A 25,665-nucleotide genomic window follows, 5' to 3' on the forward strand; every position below is an offset into this window, starting at 1 on the left:
GAACTCGGCACTGAACTTCCTTCGGCACTGAACTTCCTACGCTTTGACATGAACACTCCTCATGGCCTGGATCGGCCTTCTTGTAAGTGTCCGTGAAACTTTAAGTTGGCCCGGTTTTTAAGTTGGCCCGGTTTTCCGGGGGGGGGGCAGTAGCCGTCTCGTCGTCGGTTGCAGTAAGCGCGAGCCAGACCACGCTGGTCGCCACCGTAGCCAACAGCGCCAGCACAGTGCAAGTGAAGGTGACGGTGGTGGAGAAGCGCTCCACAAGTTGGCCGAAGCAGATCAGCAGTAATGCGCTCAAGTAGCCGAACTGTCGCTCCATGAGTCCGAACACCATGATGCGCTGCTGCATGGTGAGCTGCTGCAGATCCAGCCGCGTGGTCACCACAGAGCGAATCGCACCGGCAGCGATGCCCAGCAGTGAAATAGCTACCAGCGAACTCGCGAAAATGCTGATGCCCCAATGCTCCAGCATGTCGGAGGCAGCGAACAGCGCGAGCGAACCCACGATGCCTCCAAAGGTGACCAACACACCGCCTTGCGGCCCAAGCCAGGCGATCACCGCCCCCCCCCAAAGCGCGACCACAAAGCCGCCCACTGTGAACAGGCCCAGCACTATGCCAAACAGATAGTGGTCAACGTTCTGCAGCGCGAAATGCAGAGGCAGCAAGCCGATGAAAGGTGCGAGCGCGAAAGCGCGCGTGACGGCGTAAAAACCAACCCAGGTGGTCTGGTTGCGCGACAGCTTTAGCTTCGCCAGCGGGGCGGATGAGGGCGGAGGGGCAACTGCTGCAGACGCGGACTCCGCTTGTGGCGGCGGCTCGGCGATGAACATCACCACCACCATCGACGCCATCGAAGCACCGATGCCGGCGTAGAAGGCCAAGTGCATCTCGTAGTCGAATAGCACGCCGCCGATGAAACCCGCCACCAGCGTGGCGATGAACATCATGCTCTGCGTGCGACCCTGAATCCGGCCCAACGTCTTGGGATCGGCGCCCGAAGTGACCACACGCAGCAGGCCCCCGTCTGCCGCGAGCGCCAGCGCGAAGCCGGTACCACCGATCAATTGGCCGAGGAGCAGCATGGGCAATGAAACGGCACCTGGCATGGTGCCGAGTACCAGCAGCGCAAGCCCTAGCGACTTCATGCCCTCGCCCAACAGCACCAGACGCATGGCCGGCATGACCCGACTGAAGCGTGGAGCCAAATCGGCCGCAAGCGTGGAGGCACCGCTGTAGACCGCCAGCAGCAATGTCACCGTGCTGTATTCCGCACGCAAAGACCAGAACAGCAGAAACAGTACCGGTAGATGGAAATACAGCCGGGAAACCACCCGGTAGGCCATAAAGAGACGTATGTTGCGGTTCATGGGCTCACTGGATGCCTATGACTTACGGCACCACCACGTCGCCTTGGCGCACGACCTTCAAACCGCCGCCTACCAGCGAGACAATGGTGCTGGACTGCGTGGTGCCGGAGTCGGAGTCCGCCGTCGGCACGAACACCTCGATCTTTTCGCCGAACAGTTCAGCCGCAAGCTCCGCCGACACTAAGCCGTCGATGGCGGTGCCAGAGATGTTGGCAGAAGTCAGCGCAAGGGGGCCGTCGACGGCATCAAGCAGATCCATCAGCGCCCTGTTGCGGTTGCAGACTAGAGAGATCGAGCCGGCGTCGAAATATTTGTGCTTCGGCGCGCGCAAACTGGAACGCACGATCATGTTCAACGGACCTGGCCAGAACCGCTCGGCCAAGTCGTTGAATAACTTTTCCTCCTCGGGGGTGAGGTCTGCATAGACACGGCCTTCCGCGGCATTGCGTACGAACAGCGTGAGTGGCTTGTCAGCCGGGCGCTGCTTGATCGCGTACAGCTGCGCGCACACGGCCTCGTCCCATGGCAGGCAACCGAGGGCATAGTTGGTATCAGTGGGCAGCAATGCGACCCCGCCGTCGTTCAGGCGTCGCGCGACGGTCGCCGGGTCATAGCCGGTGTTAGCCTTCATCGTCTCAGTAGTCATCTATCTCGTCGCTCATTAATGTGGTGATGGAGTAGGAGTCAGGCCGCGTAGGGCGATTCGACGGTGTCGCAGACGAAGCCATCCACGCCGGTGTAAAACGCGCCCTGGAAGCGGCGCATGTACTCGGGGCTTCGGAAGCTGTAGGTCTTGAGCAGCCAACGCAACCTGGCTTGTTCCGGGTCGCCTAGTTCCATGATGTCGCGGTTGTGTAGGCCGGCTTGGTTGGGAAAGGAGAATAGATCTCCCATGCCAATGCGCACGCGTGCCTTGTTGGCACGCACGATCGCGTCCTTGAGCGCGAGCACCGCTTCCCAAGCTTCGATCGGCGCGTCCGGTAACGGCTTGGTACGCGTTTCGTAGTAGCGGAAGCAGTGCGATTCCTCTAGCACGGTGTGCGGCTTGGAGTTGACCTGCAGGCTGTTGGAGTCACGTGAGTACTCGTCGTAGGGCGTGCAGAACAGCGGCTGACGCAGCAGCATCTGGTGCTTCGGAGTCAAGAAGCGCAGGACATCATGGCCGTCCACGTAGCCTGTGTAGATCATGTTGCATGGATCGCAGCGCATTCCCAGTAAGGAAAGGAAATCAGCGCGTACCGGGTGCGCAGTGCGATCGTTGTGGAAGTACAGCTCGCCGTCGGTCTTCTGCGTCTGTGTATTGCGATAGCGGTTGTGCGCGTACACGTCATGGAAGAAATCCCCGTTGTTGCGCGTGGAATAGGCCAACAGCGGCGTGGCGGTAAGTTCGGCGAATAGGGCGAGGAATCCTTCGGCAACGAAGGTCTTCTTTTGACGGTATTTGTCGGCCACCGGATCGTCCTGGTCGAACACGGGAATCTCGGGGTCCAGGGGACAATTACGTAGCAGGTAGGCGGCGTCCCCCCCCCGAGGCGCGTGCGACGCGAATCCGCTCACAGGCGACCGCCAACGCATCGGTAACAGCGGATGTTAAGGCGAGGCCGGCGATCTCGTCGCGGAAGCTCGGATAGTCGCGATAGGGATTAGTGGAGAGCTTCAGAAGGGTGGAGGTCAAGGCCTCCTTGTCGCGATTGCCTAGTTGTAGGAATGGTTCCATGTCTTTATTACTCCTGTGGGTTAAGCAAAAGGAACGGCGGTGACTGGTTGTTGTTGTAGTTCGGAACGCATGTAATCAGGGCATGGCCTGCGCCTGTTTAAGTTTCACGAGCGTGTCAGAAATTCTGTGTGTGAGCCGGTTGATGTCATCAATCGGTCAGCGTGAATCGCTCGCCGAACTGGATGGCGAGTTGTACTCTGGCAGAGTGCCACGTCATGGGCGGGTTGTCCCAGATTCTCTGTGATGTAACGCAGGGCCAGCCAGATCAGCTTGAGGCAGCTTGATCGTTCGGGAAGTGCCCCTTGTTGCGGATCGCCTTGCACACCGAAGCATTGAGGCTTTCGATCGCGTTGGTCGTGTAGATGATTTTCCGGACGGATGCAGGTCTGAACGACCGTGTCGGGGAAGGCGGCGGTGATCGCCTCCGGAAACCCCTCCAGGCCGTCGACAACGACGATCAGGATGTCGTGCATGCCGCGCGCCTTGATCTCGTTCATAACGCGCAACCAGAACTTAGCGCCTTCGGTCTGCTCGATCCACATGCTCAGCACTTCCTTGTACCCAGACGGGCGGATGCCGATGGCCAGGTAGACGGCCTTGTTACGGACCAGCCCTTCGTCGCGGATATTCACGCGCAGCGCGTCGAAGAAGACGATGGCATAGGTCGGCTCCAGCGGCCGGGTCTGCCAGGCCGTCACCTCGTCGATCACCGAATCGGTAACCGACGAGACCAGGCACGGCGACACCTCGATGCCGTACAGCTCGCGCACATGGCCCTGGATATCGCGCGTACTCATGCCGCGAGCGTAGAGTGCAATGATCTTGTCCTCGAAGCCGAGAAAGCGGCGCCGGTACTTGGCGATCAGCGCCGGATCTAAGCGACCGTGGCGATCCCGCGGGATAGACAGCTCCATAGGACCTTCCGGCGTCAGCACCGTCTTCAATCTGCTGCCGTTGCGGTGGTTGGACAGTCCGGCTTCGATCTCGCCTTCCAGGTGAACGTCCATCTCGGCATTGAGCATCCGCTCGGCCAATGCCTTCTTCAGGTCACCGATCAGGCCGCCTGATTCGAGAATACTCTTCGTATCTGGACCCGCCAGCAGCGAATCCAGCAACTCGGCCGTGAACGGCCCAGTATCTTTCTTTGCCATACGTACTTCCTTGTCTAGTGGGCAGTTTACGGCTCAGCACACAAAAATCCTAACAGGCTCCGTTTCACACCGCGCGCCCGTCGTGCAGGACTTCCACGCTGCGGCCCACGTTGCATAGCGGTGCATCAGCATCGCTGCGTCCCCAGTTCACTCGGATACGCACGGTCGCCACGCGCACCGGCAGCTGTCTGCGAAGCACTTCTGGCGGTGGGTCGACCAAGTACTGGCCAACCGTGACGCGGCCGGCGCCGTAACGCACGGACACCACTTCACCGTCCCATTCGTTGCCGCCGCCGTAGTAAGCGCGCACCTTTACGCGCGTACCTGCTGTCATGTGCGCAGCGTCCTTCTCACTGAAGAAGGCCTCCACCCAACGGTCGCGCAGTCCACCAGTTGCAGCACCGAGCCTTGGCGCACCACCTCGTCGCCACTGTTTGCGTCAATGCTCCAGACCGCGCCCTGCACTGGTGACAACAACCGCGCCTGACTCTGCTTGCCCTGCTCGCGCCGCAATACGTCAATCTCATTATCTATCGCCGCGACCTTTTTTTCTAGCAGGCTCTTGCGCGCCTCGAAATCAGCGATCGACTGATCCAACTCCTGACCGCGCGTGACCGCATAGGGCAAGCCGCGCGGGCCATCGATCTGCACGCCCTGGCGCGCACCAGTCAACACCACCTTAGCGCGCTGTGCGGCTTCCTGTGCAGCACGGTGCGCGGCGCGGGCTTGGTCTTCCTCTGCCTTCAGGGTGTCGAAGGCCGCAGGGCTGATGAAGCCATCGCTGCGCAGGCTGTCCGCACGCTCCACGCGACGCTGCGATTCCTTGAGTATCGCGTTGACACGCTCAAGGTCGGCCATCGCCATCGCCAAAGCGGCGCGCGCACCCTGCACATCGGCCACCTGCTGCGAGCCCGCCCGCTGGCGCTGATCGACAAGCTCCCTGCGGCGGTGCGCAAGTTGCTCGTTGATCGACTCGATTTCCAACTGGCTCGCGGTACGTTGTGCAACTAGATCAGCGATCAGGCTAATAAGCTCGGAGATGCGCGGGTTATCAGTGCCGGCTTCCAGGTTACCGAGCACGTCACCCTTGCTCACGCGCTGACCGATCTGCAGGCCGACGGGCAGCTCGGTGCGGCCCGGGATCGGCGCGCGCACCGTGATTACCGGCGCGTTGATGAATGCCTGCGCGGTGAGCTGCTGCGTCTTGTTGTAGATCAGCACGCCGACGACGGAAAAGACGAACAAACCCACACCCAAGACAGGCGCAGCCTTGCGGCTACGCAGCCGCTCAGTCCAGGAAGCCAAGATACAACTCCTATGTCCGCTGGTACAGTCCGGTCATGGTCGCTGTGGCCGTGGTGTTCTGATGGATCATGAAGCGCGCCACCGCGTTGGTGACGCCACTGGTGGGCAGGCCAAGCGATGCCACTCGCAGCGCATGCACGGTAAAGATGTATCGGTGTGCGACCGACCCCTTGGGTGGACAAGGGCCGCCGAAACCGGTGGTGCCGAAGTCGTTCTGCACTTGGATCCCGATGCCGGGCAGCTCAACGTTGCCTATGGAACCGGCACCCTTTACGAGCTGGGTGACATTGGCCGGGATGTCGTACAGCACCCAGTGCCAGAAGCCGCTGCCAGTGGGTGCATCAGGGTCGTACAGCGTGACTGCAAAGCTCTGCGTGCCTTCGGGTGCACCCTGCCACTGCAGAGCTGGCGACTGGTTCTGACCCTCGCCGTCAAAACCGTTAAATTCATGCGTCTTCTGCAATGCGCCCTGTTCCTTGAGCTCAGGGGACGTGACCTTGAAATTGCTCATCTGATTCCTTTGTGAGATTTCTGCGAACAATGGTTGCGTACGGCCGCGTATCCGGAAGGCAGTCAATCGCGACTAGAGATTAGTGTACTAGGGAACTTCGCCCTCCGCGACGCGCTTCTTCAATTCGGTGAAGGTGATTAGCTCGCCCGCGAGCGCGCTGGCCGCGACGCTGGCGGGGCTCGCGAGCCACACCTGCCCCGGTCCTGAGCGGCCGGGGAAGTTGCGGTTGATCGCGCTCACAGTAACCTGCCCGGAGTCGGTAGAGGAACCTGGGCCACAGTTGGCGCAGGCGCCGCAGCCCGGCATCAGCATTTCCGCGCCGGCTTGTTCGAACACCTGCAGCATGTTTTTCTCTTCGCAATAGCGCTTCACATCCTGCGTACCGAACTGTAGGAACAGCGACACCGTCTGCGGCACCTTCAGGCCGTGCTGCAGGCCCCAGGAGAAAACTTCAAGGTACTCGTCGAAGTCGGCGCGCTTGCCGGCCGTGCAGGAACCGCCGTAGGCGATGTTCACCTGCACGCTGCGACCGATCTGGCTGTAAGCCACGCCGTTGCCCGGGTCGCCGGGCGCGGCGAACATGGGTTCGATCGCAGAGCAGTCGATGGAGATGACGTTCTCGTATGTCGCGTCCGGATCACTCTGCATCCAGGGTTCGAGTTGGAAGTCGACGCCGCGACGCTCCTTCAAGAACCGCGTTGTCTGTGCATCGGGCGCAATGATGCCGGTGAAGCCGCCCAACTCGGCAACCATGTTGGTGAGCGTGGCACGGTCGTCTACCGACATCCGCTCCACCACCGGGCCGGTGTACTCGAACACCATACCGATGCCACCGCCCTCGGCTATGTAGGGCGAACGCAGCATCTCCAGCACCACGTCCTTGGCATGCACGCCCGGCTGCAGCTCGCCTCGCAGCTCTACACGGCATACGGCAGGGTAATTACAGCGCACCAAGCCAGTCACCCAGGCGTTGGCCATGTCAGTTGCGCCCGCACCGAAGCACAGCGCACCTAGCGCGCCCGAGTGCGGCGTGTGGGAGTCGGTGCCCACCACCACCTGGCCAGGCAATACGTAGCACTCGGCCATCATGGCGTGGCAAATGCCCTCGGAGCCCAGGCTACCCGGCACCGCGCCGTGACCTTTGACGCCGTAGCTGTTGACAAAGTTGTAGTGCCCGTCGACCAGGCCACCCACGCCATTGATCAGCCCCATCTTCTGATGTACAGGGCTGCGCGTCACATAGGTCAGGTGGTCCTGGAATGCGACGATGGTGGATGGGGCGTGCAGCGGAGCCGGTTTGCCGAAGGCGCCGTGCATCAGGTGCGCCGCCATGCCGGTGAAGTACTCGTGCGAGAAGCGCCAGTCCACTTTCAGGAAGACACCGTCGCCCACCTTGGGCTGCGGTGCGTTGACCGACAGCCAAGGCACACGCACTAGGTTGCGGTCGATGATCTTGTGCGCGAGACTGCGCGGTCGGTCAGCGACGAACGGCGTAGGCCGCGCCGCCGCCTGCATGTGCTGCCTGGAGAACGCGAGCAGGCCACCCGCACGAATGATGTGCTGCGTTAGCTCGTCGTGGCCATCGGTGAATTCGTGCAGCGGGATCATATCGCCGCGTTGGATGCGCTCCACCAAACTCAGGTCGGTGGAGGTGAACAGGCCCACGTTGTGCGCATTCTGGCGGTAGATACGCTCGAAGCTCTCGGCGATCACCAGGCGGATACCGGCGCTGGACTCGGCCATCGGACTGTTCTCGCGCGAGGAGCCCTTACCGTAGCGCTTGCCGCCCACCACCACCGCAAAGCCGCCTTGGCGGATCGCTCCCTTACCGATCGGCATGGCGTCGCCGGCGCGATAGCCAACATAGGGAAAATCAGCCAACCGGTCGTCATAGACCGTCATCACCGTTGTAGGCGTGATCTCGTCGGTGGAAACGTTGTCGCGCAGCGTACCTGCCTGCTCGCGGGTCAGGTTCTCACCGGCAAGCTGCTGGGCGATGCGCGCAGGGTCGTCGCTGAGGAAGAGAATCCGGCCGCTAAAAGTGACCGTTAAGGGATCAGACATAAGAAAACAACCTTTCGCATCTCGCTGCGTATACGTTTGCGGATTTTATTCCGGCTCTTGAGAAGCTAAACTTAGGCATGCGCAACTTTCCAGAAGTGGTCAAGCAAACCGCCAGCGACACCGTATACAAGACGCTTCGTTACAAGATCATGCACAACCAGCTTCCCGGCGGCAGCCAGCTGCTGGAGGAAGAAGTGACGGCGCAACTCAACGTGAGTCGCACACCAGTGCGCGCTGCATTGTCCAAGCTGGAGGCCGAGGGACTGGTGCAAGCGGTGCGCCGGCACGGCTACCGAGTCACGCCGATCACTGTGCAGGACATTCACGAAATCTATCAGATCCTGTCCCCATTGGAGACGGCGGCGGCCGAGTTGCTGGCCGAGAAGAACTCGAACGAGCAGGAAGTGGAGGCCCTGCAGGAATGCGTGGACCGCATGGATGCCGCGCTGCAGGCAGACGACCTGCAGGGCTGGGCTGATGCCGACGAGCTGTTCCACGTTCGCTTGGTAGACCTGTGCGGCAACCAGCGTTTGGCGCGCGCGGCCAAGCTGATATTCGCCCAGTCGCACCGCGTGCGTCTGTTCGCCCTGCGCCTGCGTGACAAGCCGGTCAGCTCGGTTAAGCACCATGGCGCGTTGGTCGACGCGATCAGGCAGAAGCGCCCAGCACTCGCGCGCAAGATCCACGGTGCACACCGTGACTCCTGGACCCAGACCCTGGACCAGTTGCTCACCTCGCTGAACATCCACCAACTCTAAACACCTAACGGCAGCCCCCCAGGCGACCGGCCGCATCGCACCGCTCTCAGTTGAGCGGCGCACGGTCGTACAGCCAAGGCTGGCGGGCGCGCTGGGCCTGCTCGAACTTCTCGATCTTGGGTGCTTGCCCCAGAGTGAGGCCGATGTCGTCCAGGCCGTTCAACAGGCAGTACTTGCGGAACTCGGTGACCTCGAAGCCGAACTGGCGGCCGTCCTCCAGCACCACATTCTGCATGGGCAAGTCTACGGCAACTTGGCGGCCGGCCTTGGCCTCCTCCATCACTTGCTCCACCTCATCCGGTTCCAGGATCACCGGCAGTAGGCCGTTCTTGAAGCAATTGTTGTAGAAAATATCGGCAAACGAGGTGGCGATCACACAACGGATGCCAAAGTCGTACAGCGCCCAAGGCGCGTGTTCTCGCGAGGAGCCGCAGCCGAAGTTCTCCAAGGCCACGATCAGCTTGGCCTTTCGCCAAGGCTCTTGGTTCAGGATGAAGTCGGGGTTCTCCGAGCCGTCGTCGCGGATGCGGTATTCGCGGAACAGACCCCAGCTCAAGCCGGTCTTGGTCACCCACTTCAACATGTACTTCGGGGTGATCATGTCCGTATTGATATTGGGGATTGGCATGGGAGCCGCGTAGGCCTTGATGGTGGTGAACTTTTCCACGTGCTTATTTCCAGTCACGAATGTCGACGAAGTGGCCGGCGATGGCTGCGGCGCCAGCCATGGCGGGGCTGACCAAGTGAGTACGTCCGCGAGGACCTTGCCGGCCCACGAAGTTGCGGTTCGAGGTCGAGGCGCAGCGCTCCTCGGGCTGCAGGCGATCGGGGTTCATGGCAATACACATGGAGCAGCCCGACTCGCGCCACTCGAAGCCCGCGTCGACCAAGATTTTGGCAATGCCTTCTTCCTCAGCCTGGCGCTTGACTAGGCCAGAGCCTGGTACCACCAGCGCCTGCACGTGCGGCGATACCTTGTGGCCGCGCACAATCCGCGCGACCTCACGCAGATCCTCGATGCGGCTGTTAGTGCACGAGCCAATGAAGACCTTGTCCAACTTGATGTCCGACATCTTCTGGCCGGCCTGCAAGCCCATGTACTCCAGCGCGGCCGCGGCCGCCCGGCGGCCGGCGTCTCCCTTGACCATGGCCGGATCGGGTACCATTTCAGTGACCGGCACCACATCCTGAGGGCTGGTGCCCCAGGTGACCATGGGCGCGACAGTGGAGGCATCGATCTCGACTTCGGTGTCGTACACTGCGTTGGGGTCGGAAGGCAACGTCTTCCAGTAAGCGACCGCTTGCTCCCAGTATTGCGCCTTGGGCGCGCCGGGACGGCCCTTGATGTAGGCGAAGGTAGTCTCGTCTGGTGCGATAAGGCCAGCACGTGCGCCCGCCTCGATCGCCATGTTGGACATGGTCATGCGGCCCTCCATCGACAGCGCACGCACCGCCCGGCCCGTGAACTCGATCACATGGCCAGTGGCACCGGCGGTGCCGATCTGACCGATGATGGCCAGCACCAGGTCCTTAGCGGACACGCCAGGGCTTAGTTCGCCCTTGCAAGTGATCCGCATGTTCTTGGAGCGCCTCTGGATCAACGTCTGCGTGGTCAGCACGTGCTCCACTTCGGAAGTGCCAATCCCCACCGCATAGGCGCCGAAGGCGCCATGGGTCGAGGTGTGGCTGTCGCCGCAGACGATGGTCATACCAGGCTGGGTCAGGCCCTGCTCGGGGCCCACCACGTGCACGATTCCCTGACGCGGGTCTTCGTAACCGAAGTAGGTGACGCCGAACTCCTGAGTGTTCTTACGCATCAGCGCAAGCTGCAGCTTCGCCTCAGGGTCCTCCACGTCGTCCGAGCGACCAAGCGTAGTCGGGATGTCGTGGTCGGCCACACCAAGGGTGGCGTCCAGCCGGCGCACCCGACGACCCTCGCGGCGCAGCCCATCGAAAGGCTGGGGCGTGGTCACTTCGTGGATCAGATGCTGGTCTATGTATAGAAGCACGGTGCCGTCAGAGAACTTATGCAGGGCATGGGAGGCCCAAATCTTGTCGTAAAGGGTCTGAGCCTTGCTTGCCACCATGATTACTGTCCCGTGTACCGAAAAATATACGCTTATGTATACAATAAGCATTTTTACTATAGCAGAATTTCCACATGAGTCCAGTAGCAATCAATGCTCTCAACTTAAGAACCAGCCTTGCTGATTCCATCTGGCCTGGCTACAATTTCCGCACCTAAAGCGCTACATGTGCATCCTGCGGAATGTCGCTAAATGGGTTGACCTTACTCCCGTATTTCAAGTAAGGAGCCAAGCCCCATCGGGCCAATCTTCACACTCTGATGATCAGGACCTTGGCCCGGGCGGCTTAGGCCAACATTGATACCATCCGATTCTATCTGCGCAAGGGGCTGCTCATGGAACAGCATCGACCGGTTAGCGGCATTTGCCGCTATGGTGCCCTGGACGTAGCCCGGGGGAGGTTCATCAAGCCGGCCAAGCGGCCGGGGTTCAGTGTGCACTATGTTGTCAAAATGCTTCGTCTGGAGGACGGCCCCCACTCTGCCAGGAGGCCGCCGAACTAGGCGCAGCGCGCCTGACGGGCGTGCGCGCCCGGCTGTTGGATTTTCAGCGCATGGAAACCGCGCGCTCCCAACTTGTTGCCGCGTGCCGCACGGGCCACAGCTAATGTGGTGTGTCCGTTGATCGCGGCGATGCACTGAGTATCGCCCCATGACGACCGTGGACCGCTACTTCGAAGCCGCCAATCGCGAGAACACCCAACGTAGCTACGCCTCGGCGCTGCGACACTTCGAGGTCGAATGGGGCGACTATCTGCCCGCCACACCGGACAACGCAGCCCACTACTTGGCCAAACACGCCACGCAGTTCGCGAACAACACCCTCCCGGCAACGCCTTGCCGCGCTGACACACTGGCACCGCGAACACAGGTTCGTCAATCCGACCCGGGCACCGCTGGTGCGCAAGGTGCTCAAGAGGGTCGGCAAGCGCGTTGTGCCCCAAGGGCAAGCTTCGCGCTCGTAGCTATCGCCCACGCTGCCCACCGATGGCTCGATCCCGGCGTCGGCCAGCCGCTCGGTATAGCGGATCGACACGTACTGCGTACCCCTGTCAGAGCGGTGGATCAGACTACCGTCGGTTGGGCGCCGCGCATGCAACGCCTGCTCCAGCGCGTCCAGCACGAAATCCGTCTGCGCCGTCTGCGACACCTTCCAGCCCACGATCCGCCGTGCATATACATCGATCACGAAGGCCACGTACACGACCCCGGCCCAGGTCGAGACGTAGGTGAAGTCGCTGACCCACAGTCGGTTCGGCGACGGCGCATGGAACTGCCGGTTCACCTTATCCAGCGGGCACGGCCGCTTGTCGCTGATCGTGGTCTTGACCACCTTCCCGCGCACCACCCCGTGCAGGCCGAGTTCGCTCATCAGTCGCTCCACCGTGCAGCGGGCCACCTGGTAGCCCTCGCGCTTGAGTTGCCGCCAGACCTTGCGCACGCCGTACACCTGTCGGTTCTCCTGCCATACCCGCTGAATCTGCGGGCGCAGCGTCTGATCCTTCCACCAGCGCTTCGGACGCAGGTTCGCGTCCGCTTCCTGCTGCGCATAGCGGTAATACGTCGACGGGGCAACCTGCAGCACCTGGCAGATCGGCTCGACCCCGTGGACGTGACGATGTTCAGTCACGAACGTGGTCAGGGCTTGAAGCTGCGGTCGAGCTCCGCCTGGGCGAAATAGGCGCTGGCCTTGCGCAGGATCTCGTTGGCTTGCCTCAGCTCACGCACTTCGCGTTCTAACGCCTTCATCCGCCTCCGCTCGTCCGTCGTCAACCCCTGACGCTCGCCGGCATCACGCTCGGCCTGCCGCACCCAGTTGCACAGCGTCTGCGCCGAACAGCCGATCTTCGCGGCAATTGACTCGATCGCCGCACACTGCGAGCCATACTCTCCTTGGTGCTCCCGCACCAGCCGAACCGCACGCTCTCTCACTTCGGGTGAATACTTGCTCATGACTCCATCTTCTCAAGAATTGGAGCCTCCCACATTCCCGGGGCGGTTCATTACTATTATAAAATAATTTTTTACGAATCCCTGCCGACCCACTAAAAGCTCTTACCTTTGCGTAGTTCTTAGAATACATTGTGGTATGATTAATTTGAAACAGACTGACACCTTCCGCAAGTGGTTCTCCAAGCTCCGGGATGAGCGGGCGGCCACTGCCATCGCCTCGCGCTCGACCGCCTAGCGTTCGGCCACACCGGCGATGCCGAGCCGGTAGGGAAGGGCGCCAGTGAGCTTCGCATTTTATACAAGGCAGAGGTGATCCACCGGCGCTCGTGGCGCAACCGCCAAGACGTGGAACTGGCCACGCTGGATTGGGTGGACTGGTACAACCACAAACGCTTGCTGGGGTCGATCGGGAACATTCCGCCAGCAGAAGCCGAAGAGGCTTACTATCGACAACAAGCCAGTTACGCCGAAGCAGCGTGACTCAAACCAAACAGCCTCCCACATCCCGGGGCGGTTCAAAGGCGCACCTGATCACATTTGAGGCTGAAACGGGTAGAGTTCCCCATCCTCACCTCTCACGACTAAAGTACCGTACTCGTCAAGGCCAATGGCACCGGATTGCTGACCGGAAGCACGCCTCGCTGCTATATCCTTTGCGAATGGGTGGATGGCTCGGCATAGCAGCAGAGCATCTTCGATGGCTTGCCGTGATAACGGATCGCCGAGATCGTGGTTGCAATACGCCAGATGAGCAGCAGCGTAGGCTGGCCAACCGCTATTGTCGTTGTCGATCGCCAACCACCTGGCGCCGATATCAGGGCGCACGTTCTCGCGATACCACGCGATTTCAGTCCAGCGCGAGTTTATATTCTCACCTTTATTGATCGCCTCTAATGGAGGCAAGTGATGATGAACTGCGTCCTTTACCCGAGCGGCCAGCTCAGTGGGTAGAAGTCCCTTTAGCGTCACCAGATCACGCTTGTGGCCCCAAGTTGATGAAATCACGATATCGAGGTGCGGCAAGTAGCTGGCCAGCAGCTCAACTAAAATTGGTGCATAGACGAAAAATGGACCAGCGTAAGCGTTCGGCCCGTGGATATTCTCGCCTTTACAGTCGCTATCCGGTGCTGGCTCCCACAGCGGATGCAGCACTCCGTCGAAGTCTAGGAAAACCGTCAGATCGGCAGTGGTCATGGCTTATCTCCCATAACAATATCTAACCCAGCTCGCGCCAGGGCATCGCGTAGGACTTACTGCGAGTCTGCGTGACCTAAGGAAGGTCTGAACAAGTCCAAATTTCTAAGCGTTAAATTCAATAAGTCATTGTTTCTATTTGGATGAAATTTTTGTGCGTTGACTTGTTCAGAGGTTCCCTAAGCGTAGTTACAGTACACCAAGTGGTAGCACTTGATACGCCCAGGGCTCCATAGACACTCATGACCCTCGTTACGCGTAGCATTGCTCGAACTCTACAGGCGACAGATCGTCATTGGTGTCAACAACAACTTCACCCGCTTTGATCGCTGGTCAACATCTCAGATCTGGCACATCTCGCTGACGCCAAGTAGTTACCGGATGCCGATAATTTCGTCCTTGCGTTCTTCCTTCAGTCGATAGCTTTCTCCCTCGGAAGCTTACGACGATGTTCAAGCTTCCTGACACGCCTTGACTCTTTGGACTTTAACTCTTCGTACTGGGTGACGTAGCGAATCAGTCGATCTCTGAAAAGCCTGACATAGTGTGCCTCTACCTTGCTCTTTTTTTGTTCCGTCTCGGGCAACCTAGCAAACCTTGCAGGCAACTGAGTGGTTTGATGGAGAATTTGCATGGGTCTGAGCAACCAGCGTGGAGTTTGAACGCCATCGCCCCATGGCTCCTTGCCGGCAAATGGGAACCCCCGCAGCCAAACATGGAAGTGCTCCAGACTTAGAGCCACAGCGCCATTACGCCTGATCATAGCTAACGTGAATTCCTCATCATCCGGCTTACGACATACATCCAACAAGTACGTGTAGCGATCAGCGATCTGGAATTCTAAGATCAAGAAATTTCGCTTCCACGGAGATTCTTGAAAGAAAAAGTCTTCGGCACCAGAGTGAATGAATCGCCCGCCCCAAGGGTAGCCCTGAGGGTTTTGCTGCTCTGTGACATAATCGATAACGGCTTGGAACGCGCTACGTGAGCGCTGGAACAACGTTGCCGACTCTTCCGCATCCTTTTCGGACGACCTTGGGCGAACTGCAAGCACTGTCTTATCTTCAGAGCCAAGCGTCGTCGTCGAGGCAGCCTCGAGTTCAAGCTCAGGATTAGGCAGGACAATCGAGATCCCTGTTGCCCGCTCGGGATCCTTCGATACAAACCGCCTTGTGACCTCCACTGTCTCCACCGCATAGTCCGAAAATCCAAGGGCTGGAAAAGAGGATGGGGTGACACGCCGTGCGCCTGTGCGGGTTCCAACAAGCCGCAGCGACTGCCCATCACGTGCAAGTGGGGCACCGGTTCTCGCTATGACAGGCTTGACGTCGGTTACCTCTTTCTGAGAAGGCAGTTCTTTGACTAGTTCGAATACATTGAATGGCAGGGGCACATCAGCAGCATGTAGGTGCAGTAGCAGCCAACGCTCACGACCCTCCCGCGGCGTAAGCGGTCGCGTTCGGAAAGTCCACCGTGCCGGAACACTGTGTGGCGGCCAGATCAAGGGTAAGCGTGTTCTACTGGCCATGAGCTTCTGGTGGATCATCTTCGCAGAGCGATTCGCCACCGGATCAAAGAGAAGCCTTGAAATGGCCTTGGCGTTGTATTCGGAAAGTGATGGCGGGGCGTGATAGGTCACATGTCCTGCATGGCACTGTGTACCTGGAAGCCAAGGCATCTCAATGCCGTAGTTGTGGCTCACATCCAGCATGCCACCAAGCACATAGGGAATGACCTGTGCATCAAACAGGTACCACGCATGTAGGATCTGCCATCCTGGGACAATGAGCTCAACGCCTTCAACCGTGTCGAACACGTAGCACTCAGCTGTGACACTTCTCTTGTAGAGAGGGTAGTCCTCCTCGGAGAAAGGGGAATTCAATCCGCCAGGAAAGCCAGAACGAATAGGGCGCGGGAGCACAGTGAGCGTTTTTACTGGATGGTCTCGGGAGTCGTACCCCACGCTCCGCCCGTCACGCCAAAGAGACTGCACTCCGTAAAGTCCAAGTTCTTCGATGGGGCGGGTCTCAACCCGCCATGTCGCATTCCGATTAACTGGCAAAGGGACTCTGACGAAGACACCACGTCCACATATAGCGGACTCGCCTCGGCCGCGAGTTGACGACACCCTCCCAACCAAAGCACTCGCCAACTGCCACCCTTGAGACCTTCGATATAGACGTCTTGATTCATTTCTCGTCTGAGTGGCCACTTCGGCTATCGCAAAGTCACCATGGAGCCACCAAAATCCATGCATTGAGATGCCCTCAGTATTTCCTCAACCCGCATCGCACTGCAAACGCGACCGCTACCCCCCCCCAGGAAAAAGCCAACAAAATCCACGTCCACATATAGCGGACTCGCCTCGGCCGCGAGTTGACGACACCCTCCCAACCAAAGCACTCGCCAACTGCCACCCTTGAGACCTTCGATATAGACGTCTTGATTCATTTCTCGTCTGAGTGGCCACTTCGGCTATCGCAAAGTCACCATGGAGCCACCAAAATCCATGCATTGAGATGCCCTCAGTATTTCCTCAACCCGCATCGCACTGCAAACGCGACCGCTACCCCCCCCCAGGAAAAAGCCAACAAAATCGCGATGACCGTCACACCCGGTCGGCTTTCTGATAGCCCGCCCACCGACCAGTGAGGTTTGGAACAGGTCGCTCCAGCTGCTGCAGCACGCGATCCAGCCAAGTAGGCTGCCCGGATCGCACTAGATCATCAAAGCGGGCCCGGTACAGGTGATGCACTCGCGCCCTATCAAGGAAGCTGTCGGGCCACCCAGCTAGAACATGCCTCAAGATGCTCATGGCGTACCGCCGCTGCTCAATTCTCCAGTGTTCAATGCCTAAGGCACCTGGAGAAGGCCTGTTTCGATACATGGCGAGCGGCATAAGCTCGACTAGGCCAATTCCGTGGCTGCTGGTGTAAAGCCCTCGCGCGAGAGATCGCAGGCCGCGGAAGACATCCAGAGGTGCGGTGGGTGTGCCATACCAGTTAAGCCAATGGCCACTCAACGCACGCTCAAGGCGGCGCTGGAATCGCACCTCAGCTTGAGGGGCAGCATCCCCAGCACCCGCGAGCCGATCACCACAGTGACTACACAGCAGGCCACGCCGCGGATTTGAGCTGATTCGATGAAGAGTGATCGGTGATGCGCAGTTCTCGCAGGCATCGCGTAGTGCCACGTGATGAGTTGAGCAAACGGTCATCCAAGCAAAACGCCATGTGAGGCGGAGCCAGGGCATGCCGCTTGATAGACATACCGGACAGTACTGCTGACCAAATGCAGTTCTTCTTCTGGCCCGAATGCCAAGCGGTAGCACCCATTCCAACTCGCCTCTGATGCGGTGCTCCTCGAACATTCGTCCAGCGACACCAGCAATCACGCTGCCCTGAAGATTTTGCAGCCGCTCACCGGTTGCCAGTGAGGCCGCGATCAACATTCGCTCGTCGACGAACCTATCTAGGTCGCGGTCCCATGCTGCACGCCCACCCAACACTTGCCGGCAGAAGCTGTGATCTCCAACGCCATTGGCTTGGGCAACCCGATGCAGCCAAGATGAAAAACTCTCGCCAGTTTGAAGCCTTGGGTGAGCGCACCACGTTGCGCCACCCCAAGTCATTAGGTCCTCGCGGGCCGGCGATGTTGCCGACGTTGCGACGGCGGGATGTAGTCAAGCGAGCGAAGCAACTGTTCGTCCACGCTTTCCTTCCCGGTGATCATCGCTTCCTCAACGGCCTTGCATAGCAATAGGTTCATCTCGCCAAGCAAGCCCTCGCTCAGCTCCAGAATGAGAGCAGCAACGCGCTTGTCCTGCAGAGGTGATTTTTCCCTCAGGGGAAGTGTTGCCTGAAAAGCGGCCATCAAGCGACGGAACTCTGTATCCAGCCGCCAGGTCGGCATCCAAACCGGGTGCAACCTATTGGCCAGTTGTTCATCCTTCGATACCGCCACGTGAGCTTCGGCAGTGCCAATGGCGACAATGGGGATCTGCAAGGTATTACTGAGATGCTTGACAACCTCAAGGACGAGGCGGCGCCGGTCGTTCCGCGTGCTGAGGACAGCCTGGAACTCATCAAAGATCAGCATCCTGGTGCCGACGATCTTCAGTGCTGTCTGGACCTGGCGCGCCTTCACGCTGATCGGATCCTTGGTGCGAAATGGCTGCATGAGCTGCAGCAGGATTTCGTCGTAGATCCTGGTCTCATCGGGATTGGGTGGCATTTCGATCCGAAGAACAGGCACACGAACCGCGTCCCCTTCCAAGTTCGGATCAATGGGATGCCTGCTCATGAACTCCAAGCCGAGCGACGTCTTTCCGCTGTTGGATTCCCCAAGCAGCAGAATGCCAGGCATGCGATGAGTTGGCGGATGATCGAGCAGGCCCTCCATGCGCTGCAGGATCGTTTCCGCAGCAGCGTAGTTGAACCACTTGCCTCCCTGCATCTGACGGAGCCGCATCGCGGGAGACTCATTGATCACCTCCCTGACTTCGGGCAGAAGATGGCTCAGGTCGCTCATTTGGAGAGCTTGATTTCGTAAGGGGACAATTCACCCGACTCCTCGCCCCACTCCTCTTCCTCGGCCGGCAATGGCACGACCCTACGAACTTGGGCACCAGATTGGGCTTCTTCCAGTGATTTACGGCGACCTCGTTCGCGCTGCTTCTGCATCGCCATCCGGGCCTTGACGGTGTTGGCCTGCGCATCCTCTTTGAGCTTGGTCAAGCGCTCATAGGTCTCGAAGATCAAATCTTCATTCACTTCTTCGCGCCCTTCGCGCTTAAGCTGAGCGCGAATCTCACGAAGCTCCCACAACGTCATGTGCGGCCAGGCCAGATTCCTGTAGGGCACCGCGTAGTACTGGTCGGTGTCCGGGTCTAGGAACCAAACTACGCTGATATCTCGAGGATCACGTCGCACCAAAAAGCTGAGAGGCTTCTTCGTCTTTGGGTCGCGCCTGCCTACCCAGGGATCCAGAACGGGGTCGTAATAACGAATCCCGTCGATAGCTAGACCGTTCCAGTGATTTACGGCGACCTCGTTCGCGCTGCTTCTGCATCGCCATCCGGGCCTTGACGGTGTTGGCCTGCGCATCCTCTTTGAGCTTGGTCAAGCGCTCATAGGTCTCGAAGATCAAATCTTCATTCACTTCTTCGCGCCCTTCGCGCTTAAGCTGAGCGCGAATCTCACGAAGCTCCCACAACGTCATGTGCGGCCAGGCCAGATTCCTGTAGGGCACCGCGTAGTACTGGTCGGTGTCCGGGTCTAGGAACCAAACTACGCTGATATCTCGAGGATCACGTCGCACCAAAAAGCTGAGAGGCTTCTTCGTCTTTGGGTCGCGCCTGCCTACCCAGGGATCCAGAACGGGGTCGTAATAACGAATCCCGTCGATAGCTAGACCGTAGGCTTGAACCGTACGCTTGATGACGGGCATGAAGTCTAGGCGCAGTCTCTTGGGATCTGCGATGGGCGCTGGTAGACCACGTGCGGGCATCGTTCCATCGCCAAGTATCCCCGCTTCAAACTGCTTGATAGGTGGTCGCTTAAGGCTGGAATGCACGGTTTGGTGGTAGATCCCGCAGATGTACTCGGCGACATATCGTTCGCACTCTGCAAACGTCATGATGGCTTCTTCGTGTGGTTTGTACTTACCTCGAGCGGCCGCGTTGGCGAAGGTTGTGCCTGGCACAGTCTGGATTTCCGCGTTTGCGGTACCGATCAGGCGTTCAATGTGCCCGCCCCAATGAGGCGTAGCAACCATCCGCCACTCCAAACGAAAGCCATAAGCAGCAGAAGCTCGACTGATCATCTCACCATGAAACTCCTTGCCGTTATCGGCATGGACAGTGTCTGGACGACCATAAATTGGCCATGGCGATGGAATACCCATCTTTGCCAGCCAACCATCCTTGTTGAGCATCCCGTGGACCAAACACATGCCCACCGAAACTTCGCTGGGCTTGTCTAGCGATAGATGAAAGCCTGCGACACATCGGGAGTACACATCAATGGCGACTGTCAGCCAGGGCCTACCGATGTGGCGACGATACACGTCATCAACAATCACCACGTCCATTGGTGTGTGATCGATCTGCCACACGGCATTGGGCCACTCCGCGCCTTCGAATCGGCCGGGCCGGGCGTCGAAACGATCCTGAGCGGCCTTGCGACCCATGCGCTTCTCGATGACTTGCCGCTCCGACAGACTCGCGATACGTCGCCGCAAAGTGCTTTCGTTAGGCGGCTCCAAATCCATGCGGCGACAGCGCATCCGTACATCTTGCATTAGGCGCGACGGCTTTATCCGCTGCTGGGTGAGGAACATCTCCTGGATGCTTTGAGAGAGGACTGCTTCAACTTCGGGACGGATCCTGCTCTTGCCGCGCCCACCGCTAGGTGATTGCGGTGCCAAGGCGCTAACCGTTCCATCGCGTCGCCACCGCTTGAGCCAACGGTAGACGGTAACCACGTCCACGCCGAGGTGATTGCCGGCCTCAGTCACTAGAGTCTTGCTCGGCTTATCCATGTTGATCAGGGGCGCAAGCACCGCTGCGCGTCGCTGAGCCTCAGCCCAAGCTTCTTCACTCAATGCCTCGAAGCCGGAACTTTCCACGACAGGTTCATCCGGCTCACCAGCCGCATGCTGCATCTCTTCAAGCAGGCGTTTTACCTCAAGGCGGACAAGTCTCCCGTCATCCGCCTCAGCCAACACTGTTCCAAGATCAACAAAGTGGCGCAGCCGATACTGGGCTCCGTCAAGACGGACTGTTGAGCCAACAGCCAGAGGGGTCAATAAATTAGCAGTCACACCAAATCACCGAATTCATGGTCAACTTAGCAGTGAGGTCTGCAGCAATTGTCCTGTCTGCAACAAGCCGCCATAACGTAGTTACCAGTCGCCCTCGAATCCAAGGATCCGCCGAACAGGCTTCAAGCAGGCAAGCGGGTGTGGTCTCCCCTATTACCTCAATGGCGTGCAGCAACTGGAAAGCATCCTCGCTATTGAAAGGATCGCTCAGATAGGGGAGCAAGAACTTCGCATTGAACAGCGCCTGGGTCCGAATGCGATCTTCTGTGATCAAGCGGAACTTCCAGCCTCGCGCTCGAGCGTATCGGGTCGCAGCTCTATAACGGGGACGCAGTTCGTTCCACTTACGGCGAAGTTCTTCCCGGTACTTCACCTCATAGAGAATGGTTTGGACGCCTGCAAGAGTCCGATCCGGACCCAGCCAGTGCACGAGCACATCCGGTACATACGGGCGGCCTCCAGGCACAGATATCTGAACCGGTTGAGGATCCCACCCCGCCACGTCGTTGCTGAATTCAAGAAGCGCGAAGAAATCGCGCTCCAACGACGACTCGAAGCGTGCGGACGCCCCTTCGGACAGCTTCTGGCTAGGGATAAGGCCGGTCAGCGCACGACGACCAAGGCCGATTTTTCGAGCGGGAGGCAAGCGTCTTGGGAACCCAGTTGCGTCACTTGGATCGAATTGGAATCTAGTTTCACCGACTTCGCCAGAAGGTTGCAATGCCTTCGCTGCCATCCCGTAACCCCAGCGCCCAAAAGTCCGCTATACGGTTGCAAACACTTTGCAAATTGTCATCGGTGGCGGCGCGCATCCACGCCCAGGCGAGATCTCGCTGGCGCACAACGGCGTGCTGTTCTTGGACGAGCTGCCCGAGTGGAACCGGCATGCACTGGAAGTACTACGCGAACCACTGGAATCGGGCCAGGTTACCGTCTCGCGCGCGGCGCGCAGTGCCGAATTCCCCGCGCGCTTCCAACTGGTCGCGGCAATGAATCCCTGCCCCTGCGGCTGGGCCGGCGACCCCAGTGGCCGCTGCCGGTGCAGCGAGGACAGCATCCGCCGCTATCGCGCACGCATCTCCGGCCCCTTGCTGGACCGCATCGACCTGCACGTGGAAGTGCCTAGATTGCCACCACAGGCGCTACGCGCCGATGCCACGGCAAGCGAATCCAGCGCCACCGTGCGCACCCGGGTGGAACAGGCGCGACAACGGCAACTGATGCGTGCCGCGCGGCCCAACGGCCAGCTCGACCACCACCAGACTATGCGCGACTGCCGCCTGCAACCACACGACGAAGCACTCCTGGAACACGCAATCGATCGCTTGCGACTGTCGGCACGCTCGCTGCACCGCATCCTGCGGGTGGCCCGCACCATCGCCGACCTGGATGGCAGCGACGCCATCGCCACCCCACATCTCACCGAGGCCATCGCCTACCGGCAACTGGATCGTGGCGAGGCAATCGCGCCGGGCGCGGAATCCACGCGGCGCGGCGCACTGCGGCGTCACGCCAAGTAGTCAGGCCACCGCGCCACATCGACACGCCACACAGCGCAAAAATGGCGATGGCAGCACCGGCGGATCAGCCGGAAGTTTCGCGCACCATCTCGGCCAGCAACGTATTGCAGCGACGCGCATGGGTAAACGTCATGCCATGCGAGGCACCGGCAAGCAGATGCAGGCGCGGGTCCGGCAACCATTGCGCCAGCGCAGCGGCGTTGTCGCGGTATTGCGCCGGACTGTGTTCGCCGGTGACCAATAGCACCGGCAGCGCCAGCTTGGCGGCCTGCTCCGGAAGATACGCCGGCAGTGCATCATTGATCTGCGGCACCAACGTCTGCGCGTTATCGCGCACCATCTGCCGGAATGTCGTACTGCTACGCGCCCAAGCACCGGGCTGGCTGACAGAATCGACAAAACATTCCAGGCCGGCCTCGACCTGTCCATCCTGCAACAACGCCACCGCGCGTGCGCGGATGGCCAGCACCTCGGCCGACAAGCCATGCGCTTGCGGCCCGCCGGGATCGAACAAACCCAGGCTGGCGACCGCCGCGGGCTGCTGCAACGCCACCTGCCAGGCCACCGCGGCGCCACGCGAATGCCCGATCAGATGCACCGGCTGCGCTTCGCCCGCGATGAAAGCCGCCACTTGCTGCGCGTGCCAGCGCCAACCGAAGACATGCCGCGATGCCGAGCGTAGCGGCGGATAGTATTGACCCAGACTCACTGCACTGAGCTGACAATGATCGGCCAACCCGCGCAGTTGCGGCATCCAGTAGCGGTAATCGCACAACGCCCCATGCACCAACACGACCGGCGCACCATCGCCCACCCGCAGGTAAGCCAGCGCATCGTCCGTACCCAGAGCACGCACTGCGGGCTTGCCTAACGGACCACGCAGACGCGTCACCGGTCACCACACTGCGCGCGGCCACTACTTACGTGAAACATGCGACACGGCCGGCCGGATACCAAGGATGTGCAGCGATGGCGCGGCCTGTCGCACGAGAACGCGCGATCAGCCCCCTGCCGGACTGCTTCTATCTTGGGAGTCATCCGTATACCGTTTACTGCTCATGGACACCTCCGAATTATCCATTTTCCACGGCATTGAGGATGTCTAGGAAAACCTGGGCTTATCACTTCAAAGCAGCCAGCCTGCAACCACCGTTGGGTTTGCTGGTAGACCGCCTCCCACGGCGGAAACTCATGGGACATCATGCGCCAGGGCGTACCGGCACACGCCATCCAGCGCAAGACGTTGAACATCACACGCAGGTCATATTTGCGCTGTCGTGCCTGCGGATCCATCAGCATCAAGTAGGGCACGGCGAAGTCCCATTCTTCATCAGATACGTCGGTCGGATACGGGCGTGCTGGCTTCATCACATTACGATGACCGTGCGAGCTTAAAGTTCATAACACGCTCTAAGACCGCCTGATTCTGTCTACGCACGGATACAACCGATCTATAACAATGCGCGAATGGACCTGGCAAATCATCACTTTCTCCGATCCCGAACACCCCTGATAGGACTCGATTCCTGATGAAAACCGTACAACTACAAAGGCGCTTGGCATGCCTCGCAATGGCCATCGGCACCACCCTCGCATGCTCGCCTGCCATGGCGGTGGACCCTCGCAATCCCGACCGCGACGTCCTGCCGGTCATCGCTGGCTCGAAGGTCCTCGTTGATACAGGATCATGTACCGTCGGGGCGGTGTTGGTGCCCAGTAACTTCCTTTGGAGATTTACACCGTACCAAAATGCCACACGATGGATCGTGCTTGCCAAGCACTGCTCGGTACCGTTCGGGACCGTCTCCGCGGGGGGCCAAGTACTCGGCGACGTCGTGTGGCAGTCCGCAGCCTCGGACATCGAGCTTGTGCGGGTGTCGCCAGCGCCAAATCCAGCGTACACGTGGTGCCAAGCTCATCACAACAGCGGCTCCGCCATCTGCAATCCGTACTTGCAATATACGCCCCGCGCGAGCAACCAAGTCTTCATGCTAAGCGGGGGGCGGGAAAGGCGTCTTGCTGTTACCGGGTCGTCCGCCGCGCCGGATGGAACATTCTGCACAAGCGGTTGGCGAACCGGTGTCCGCTGCGTGTGGCAAGGCACGTCGCCCCAGCCGGGAACTTGGCGACCGAATTATGATCACCTCAGTGCCGCGTCCGGGTCTGAGTTCGGCAGCCTTGACGGCGGCGACTCCGGCGGACCGGTCGTCACCTACGACCGGAAACTGGTCGGGATCATCTCGTCCAGCGACGATCGCACCCATTCCTTTCTCTTCTACACGCCAATGGCACAGGTGATGCAGGAGCTTTACAGCTACACCCTTGCCCCGACGACCAACGCAGTCGCCGCTGACGGCGAGGATAATCCACTCCCCCCCACCGATTGGGAACTGGCCCCGCCAGACGAGGCCGACGGCGACGGGGGAGATGGTCAAACGCAGCCCATTGGCGGAGCTGCCCAGACGCAGCCCATTGGTGGTTAAAGACGAGCGGGGCGGCGTTCATGACGTCGGCCTGTGCCGTCAGCATCCCATGTGAGTCGTGGGAATCGCTTTTCAGTCAGCAAAGCGCCGCCTCCGTGCGGCGCTTTGTGATGTGCTTGAGTCACAACTGTGTGCTTGAGTCACAACTGAAAAACCAAGCGTTGCCGTGCGAACGAATCACCGTTGAAAAATCGCCCTCAGCCATCCTGGTTCACATACAGCGTTGACCTGACCGTCGGCGCCAGCACGCTGGCTGATCGCTGCGCCATGCGATGACGCAGATCGATCTGGCTCTGCAGGCGGTAACGGAATCACTCTTCGGACGGGCGCTCTTCTACGGCGCGACGTCGATTGCAGATGCTGGGAAAATGCAAGAAAACCGTGCCCAGCCTAACGGAAACTGGCAATCCAGGCATGCCCTCTGCGGCCCAAAAGGCTTGGTGCATTTGGGAATGACGATTTTTGTATCCACCGCATCGCATTCTCGGTCGCCACTGCTAGCGCATACGAACAAACAAACCGATGCCGCGCAAACCCGCATCGACACACGATTCTGGATCCTGAATGTTCAAGAGGTCAGACGCGAACGCAGAGAGAAAAACCGGGGTCTGCGCGTCGAAAACCGCACTTCCGGCATGTGCATGCTCAGAAGGCCAATGCCGGAAGCCCCGCCAGCACTGGGGTTGCGGGCAGAAAAAAACCCAACCGAGAGCGGCTGTGTTCTAGAGA

Annotated in this window: 20 protein-coding genes, 7 pseudogenes and 1 other annotated feature; of the genes and pseudogenes, 7 read left to right on the plus strand and 20 right to left on the minus strand. The window is 59.7% G+C overall.

Annotated features, from left to right (window positions below; all coding sequences use genetic code 11):
- Positions 1-100: 100 nt before the first annotated feature.
- The 9 genes and pseudogenes from XANALMUS060_RS05930 to XANALMUS060_RS05965 all read right to left on the minus strand — a co-directional run bounded on the left by XANALMUS060_RS05930 (position 101) and on the right by XANALMUS060_RS05965 (position 8,120).
- Positions 101-1,372 (minus strand): MFS transporter, encoded by a 1,272-nt coding sequence (locus tag XANALMUS060_RS05930; RefSeq protein WP_152640402.1) that lies wholly within the window; start codon positions 1,370-1,372, stop codon positions 101-103.
- A 22-nt stretch (positions 1,373-1,394) separates the two neighbouring features.
- Entirely contained in the window at positions 1,395-2,003 is a 609-nt protein-coding gene (locus XANALMUS060_RS05935; protein ID WP_045737611.1) for an L-threonylcarbamoyladenylate synthase, read from the minus strand.
- Between the two features lie 53 nt (positions 2,004-2,056).
- Positions 2,057-2,845 (minus strand): taurine catabolism dioxygenase TauD, encoded by a 789-nt coding sequence (locus tag XANALMUS060_RS05940; protein ID WP_152640403.1) that lies wholly within the window; start codon positions 2,843-2,845, stop codon positions 2,057-2,059.
- Between the two features lie 25 nt (positions 2,846-2,870).
- Positions 2,871-3,089 carry a hypothetical protein gene (locus XANALMUS060_RS19665; RefSeq protein WP_152640404.1) on the minus strand — a complete coding sequence of 73 codons (219 nt, stop codon included), beginning with the start codon at positions 3,087-3,089 and terminating at the stop codon, positions 2,871-2,873.
- A gap of 148 nt (positions 3,090-3,237) precedes the next feature.
- Positions 3,238-4,240 (minus strand): annotated as a pseudogene (locus tag XANALMUS060_RS05945) (IS256 family transposase).
- Positions 4,241-4,304: 64 nt separating this feature from the next.
- Entirely contained in the window at positions 4,305-4,574 is a 270-nt protein-coding gene (locus XANALMUS060_RS05950; protein WP_152640405.1) for a hypothetical protein, read from the minus strand.
- Positions 4,571-5,485 carry a hypothetical protein gene (locus tag XANALMUS060_RS05955; protein ID WP_152640406.1) on the minus strand — a complete coding sequence of 305 codons (915 nt, stop codon included), beginning with the start codon at positions 5,483-5,485 and terminating at the stop codon, positions 4,571-4,573. The genes XANALMUS060_RS05950 and XANALMUS060_RS05955 overlap by 4 nt, the downstream gene beginning before the upstream one ends.
- Before the next feature lie 70 nt (positions 5,486-5,555).
- Positions 5,556-6,056, minus strand: a complete 501-nt coding sequence (locus XANALMUS060_RS05960; protein WP_045737614.1) for a YbhB/YbcL family Raf kinase inhibitor-like protein — start codon at positions 6,054-6,056, stop codon at positions 5,556-5,558.
- An 87-nt stretch (positions 6,057-6,143) separates the two neighbouring features.
- Positions 6,144-8,120 carry an aconitase family protein gene (locus tag XANALMUS060_RS05965; RefSeq protein WP_045737615.1) on the minus strand — a complete coding sequence of 659 codons (1,977 nt, stop codon included), beginning with the start codon at positions 8,118-8,120 and terminating at the stop codon, positions 6,144-6,146.
- Positions 8,121-8,197: 77 nt separating this feature from the next.
- On the opposite strand from XANALMUS060_RS05965, the gene XANALMUS060_RS05970 reads away from it, so the two are divergent.
- Positions 8,198-8,878 (plus strand): GntR family transcriptional regulator, encoded by a 681-nt coding sequence (locus tag XANALMUS060_RS05970; RefSeq protein ID WP_045737616.1) that lies wholly within the window; start codon positions 8,198-8,200, stop codon positions 8,876-8,878.
- 46 nt (positions 8,879-8,924) lie between these two features.
- Here XANALMUS060_RS05970 and leuD read toward each other — a convergent pair whose 3' ends face one another.
- Both leuD and leuC read right to left on the minus strand, forming a co-directional pair.
- Entirely contained in the window at positions 8,925-9,545 is a 621-nt protein-coding gene (gene leuD / locus XANALMUS060_RS05975) for a 3-isopropylmalate dehydratase small subunit (RefSeq protein ID WP_045737617.1), read from the minus strand.
- A gap of 4 nt (positions 9,546-9,549) precedes the next feature.
- Entirely contained in the window at positions 9,550-10,965 is a 1,416-nt protein-coding gene (gene leuC / locus XANALMUS060_RS05980; RefSeq protein ID WP_045737618.1) for a 3-isopropylmalate dehydratase large subunit, read from the minus strand.
- Positions 10,966-11,261: 296 nt separating this feature from the next.
- Here leuC and XANALMUS060_RS18335 point away from each other — a divergent pair.
- Positions 11,262-11,606, plus strand: a pseudogene (locus tag XANALMUS060_RS18335) (MerR family DNA-binding protein).
- Between the two features lie 10 nt (positions 11,607-11,616).
- Positions 11,617-11,881 (plus strand): annotated as a pseudogene (locus XANALMUS060_RS21840) (Tn3 family resolvase); the annotation flags it as partial.
- Positions 11,882-11,922: 41 nt separating this feature from the next.
- On the opposite strand, the pseudogene XANALMUS060_RS05985 reads toward XANALMUS060_RS21840, so the two are convergent.
- Positions 11,923-12,917, minus strand: a pseudogene (locus tag XANALMUS060_RS05985) (IS3 family transposase); the annotation flags it as partial.
- Positions 12,532-12,648 (minus strand) — a sequence feature (AL1L pseudoknot). (Overlaps the previous pseudogene by 117 nt.)
- A gap of 294 nt (positions 12,918-13,211) precedes the next feature.
- Between XANALMUS060_RS05985 and XANALMUS060_RS18345 the strand changes: the two are divergent.
- Positions 13,212-13,397, plus strand: a pseudogene (locus XANALMUS060_RS18345) (integrase core domain-containing protein); the annotation flags it as partial.
- A gap of 51 nt (positions 13,398-13,448) precedes the next feature.
- Here the strand turns inward: XANALMUS060_RS18345 and XANALMUS060_RS06000 are convergent.
- Positions 13,449-14,111, minus strand: a complete 663-nt coding sequence (locus tag XANALMUS060_RS06000; RefSeq protein ID WP_045737620.1) for an HAD domain-containing protein — start codon at positions 14,109-14,111, stop codon at positions 13,449-13,451.
- Positions 14,112-14,523: 412 nt separating this feature from the next.
- Positions 14,524-15,927, minus strand: a complete 1,404-nt coding sequence (locus XANALMUS060_RS19670) for a hypothetical protein (RefSeq protein ID WP_152640407.1) — start codon at positions 15,925-15,927, stop codon at positions 14,524-14,526.
- A 1,194-nt stretch (positions 15,928-17,121) separates the two neighbouring features.
- Here XANALMUS060_RS19670 and XANALMUS060_RS22620 point away from each other — a divergent pair.
- Positions 17,122-17,244 carry a hypothetical protein gene (locus tag XANALMUS060_RS22620; RefSeq protein ID WP_255352351.1) on the plus strand — a complete coding sequence of 41 codons (123 nt, stop codon included), beginning with the start codon at positions 17,122-17,124 and terminating at the stop codon, positions 17,242-17,244.
- 497 nt (positions 17,245-17,741) lie between these two features.
- On the opposite strand, the gene XANALMUS060_RS06010 is transcribed toward XANALMUS060_RS22620, so the two are convergent.
- The 4 genes from XANALMUS060_RS06010 to XANALMUS060_RS06025 are packed head-to-tail and all read right to left on the minus strand — an operon-like array spanning position 17,742 to position 21,579.
- Positions 17,742-18,641: a TniB family NTP-binding protein gene (locus XANALMUS060_RS06010; RefSeq protein ID WP_052688108.1), complete on the minus strand. Its 900-nt coding sequence runs from the start codon at positions 18,639-18,641 to the stop codon at positions 17,742-17,744.
- Positions 18,638-18,973 (minus strand): hypothetical protein, encoded by a 336-nt coding sequence (locus XANALMUS060_RS21175; protein ID WP_200894020.1) that lies wholly within the window; start codon positions 18,971-18,973, stop codon positions 18,638-18,640. Before XANALMUS060_RS21175 ends, XANALMUS060_RS06010 begins: the two co-directional genes overlap by 4 nt.
- A gap of 58 nt (positions 18,974-19,031) precedes the next feature.
- Entirely contained in the window at positions 19,032-20,933 is a 1,902-nt protein-coding gene (locus XANALMUS060_RS06020) for a Mu transposase C-terminal domain-containing protein (RefSeq protein ID WP_152640408.1), read from the minus strand.
- On the minus strand, positions 20,923-21,579 hold the full coding sequence (locus tag XANALMUS060_RS06025; protein ID WP_045737623.1) for a heteromeric transposase endonuclease subunit TnsA: 657 nt from the start codon (positions 21,577-21,579) through the stop codon (positions 20,923-20,925). Before XANALMUS060_RS06025 ends, XANALMUS060_RS06020 begins: the two co-directional genes overlap by 11 nt.
- 100 nt (positions 21,580-21,679) lie before the next feature.
- On the opposite strand from XANALMUS060_RS06025, the pseudogene XANALMUS060_RS06030 reads away from it, so the two are divergent.
- Positions 21,680-22,453 (plus strand): annotated as a pseudogene (locus XANALMUS060_RS06030) (ATP-binding protein); the annotation flags it as partial.
- Positions 22,454-22,517: 64 nt separating this feature from the next.
- On the opposite strand, the gene XANALMUS060_RS06035 reads toward XANALMUS060_RS06030, so the two are convergent.
- Positions 22,518-23,345 carry an alpha/beta hydrolase gene (locus tag XANALMUS060_RS06035; RefSeq protein WP_052688110.1) on the minus strand — a complete coding sequence of 276 codons (828 nt, stop codon included), beginning with the start codon at positions 23,343-23,345 and terminating at the stop codon, positions 22,518-22,520.
- 227 nt (positions 23,346-23,572) lie between these two features.
- Positions 23,573-23,821, minus strand: a pseudogene (locus XANALMUS060_RS18355) (transposase); the annotation flags it as partial.
- Positions 23,822-23,982: 161 nt separating this feature from the next.
- On the opposite strand from XANALMUS060_RS18355, the gene XANALMUS060_RS06040 reads away from it, so the two are divergent.
- Positions 23,983-24,936 carry a trypsin-like serine protease gene (locus tag XANALMUS060_RS06040; protein WP_045737624.1) on the plus strand — a complete coding sequence of 318 codons (954 nt, stop codon included), beginning with the start codon at positions 23,983-23,985 and terminating at the stop codon, positions 24,934-24,936.
- The last annotated feature ends 729 nt before the right edge of the window (positions 24,937-25,665 follow it).

This window comes from Xanthomonas sp. MUS 060, from assembly GCF_000963215.1.
Classification (GTDB): domain Bacteria; phylum Pseudomonadota; class Gammaproteobacteria; order Xanthomonadales; family Xanthomonadaceae; genus Xanthomonas_A.